We start from the raw sequence: 1,719 nt of genomic DNA, 5'->3' as shown, positions 1-1,719 counted from the left end.
GGAGAGCCATACGGCTGATCCCGAAGAGAAGCACGGCCCCGCGAGCGGTACCGAACCCAAGGAGGCGCCCAATCAAGCCCTTGACTAAATCCGGCCGAATAGAGAAGAGCCTCTCTTCTCAGAACGCCTGATCAGTCTCAAATCATCTGACGACGGACAGAGCCTCGCGTGTTAGATAAGTCGCCGCCAGTCCATTCCAGGATTTCGCAACAAGATACCAGTGCTCTTTTCGGGATGGCAACAGTTGAAGTTTTCTTTGCGCCTTGCGTGCAGCCGCGAGCTTTCCGTTGCGCTTAGCTCGTTCCAGATTCTTATGCTCTAATTCTTCGGTTCGTTTCCATCCAACTCCGCTGATTCTGCCCTCGGCAAAGTACTCGAAGGCGAGCCGGAAGGTCAGAGCACGACCTGCGGCGGCCCTTGGATCCAACTCTGGTTCGGTCAACCAACGCTGAAGAGTGTCGAGCTCCTCCGACCCGCCCAGCGTCAGAACGTCACTCTTCCTAAAGATCAAGAATGTCGCGTATGCAGCGACCTCGAGTTGCGTGTCTAAGTCTTGTGATTCCAGCCAGCGGCTGATTGCTTCTAAAGGAGACATGGCTTTAGCTCTGCTTCCTCGCAGTCGCGCTTAGAGGCCTCGCGACTGGCAAAAAGGTGGGTTTGACCGCGATTCGGCCCAGAGAACGCTGCGCTGGTCAACTACCAGAATCGCCAGGTGACGGAAATCAACCCGGCGAAGCCATACACATACTTCCTGTTAGACGATCGATTCTATGAAACCTGCATCAACCCTTGGAGCTGCGTGAATTCCGAGTTGATGTAGGCGCGGTTGGAACCTATGGGCTGATGGCGGATTCCTTGTTTTGCGGTTGGCGAAACGAGGAGCGGCATCAGCTTGAATCACGGGCGTCCGGCCAAACACAATGCGTCTATCTCGACCTCGGCACCGCGGCTTTGGGCACTGGATCGAAAATGACCCAAGCCGGGCGGCACGTAAGTCCGATGCACCCAGATCGCGCTGGCCAACATCCGCCGCTATGCTTTGATGCCCGCCGAAATAATTTCGACTGGGTGCCCAATGGGCGACGACGGCAGTTATTTCGGGATTAGGCCGAGCACAGCGTTACCGACGGGGCAAACACAATGCGACATGACAGTTCTTGCAACAGGCTCTGGACTTGGCAGAAGATTGTACTTTGGCTTTTTTGCCGGCATTCTTGCAGCCGCAATCGGCTTTTTCTGGAATCCGACTCCGCTCGCGCGAGCGCTCTGGGCAATCTTCATTGCCTGCGCGCTGATCCACGCCGCTCTTGCCTATGGTCCACGCCGTGCCTCAATCCTGTTCGCTATGTGCAGCGCAATTGCCTTTACGATGGAAAACCTCGGCACCGCTACGGGCTTTCCATTCGGCAGCTATCATTTCGAGGTCGGTGCGGATCTACCTCATATCGGCCGCGTTCCACTCATCATCGGACCGTTGTGGTTCGGGGCTGGCTATTTTTCGTGGACGGTGGCGTCGATCTTACTCGATGGCGCCGATCGTCAGCTCGATCGGCCTTTCAACTTGATCGCTTTGCCAGTCGTCGCTGCGTTCGTAATGACCCAATTGGATCTAGCCCGTCTTATTCGCGAGAGGGCGCCTGAGAGGCTGGCGAGCGTGGTGTAAAGCGCTGATGCGGCGTAGGATTCGGTTGTGAAGCCAACCCCATCACCTCAACCGCG

2 protein-coding genes are annotated in these 1,719 nt (G+C 56.3%); one reads left to right on the top strand and one right to left on the bottom strand.

What is annotated here, in order from left to right:
- Positions 1–142: 142 nt before the first annotated feature.
- Entirely contained in the window at positions 143–595 is a 453-nt protein-coding gene (locus tag QJT78_RS50905) for a hypothetical protein (RefSeq protein ID WP_049810439.1), read from the bottom strand.
- 552 nt (positions 596–1,147) lie between these two features.
- Here QJT78_RS50905 and QJT78_RS50900 point away from each other — a divergent pair.
- Positions 1,148–1,663, top strand: coding sequence for a carotenoid biosynthesis protein (locus tag QJT78_RS50900; protein WP_208089658.1), 516 nt, complete (start codon positions 1,148–1,150; stop codon positions 1,661–1,663).
- Positions 1,664–1,719: the final 56 nt, after the last annotated feature.

This window comes from Bradyrhizobium sp. Mp27 (assembly GCF_029953005.1).
Lineage (GTDB): Bacteria > Pseudomonadota > Alphaproteobacteria > Rhizobiales > Xanthobacteraceae > Bradyrhizobium > Bradyrhizobium barranii.
This window is presented reverse-complemented; position numbering and strand designations above follow the sequence as displayed.

Bases quoted from the DNA above. Each gene is read 5' to 3' on its own strand.
- QJT78_RS50900 (WP_208089658.1), top strand. From the start codon at position 1,148: ATGACAGTTCTTGCAACAGGCTCTGGACTTGGCAGAAGATTGTACTTT.
- QJT78_RS50905 (WP_049810439.1), bottom strand. From the start codon at position 595: ATGTCTCCTTTAGAAGCAATCAGCCGCTGGCTGGAATCACAAGACTTA.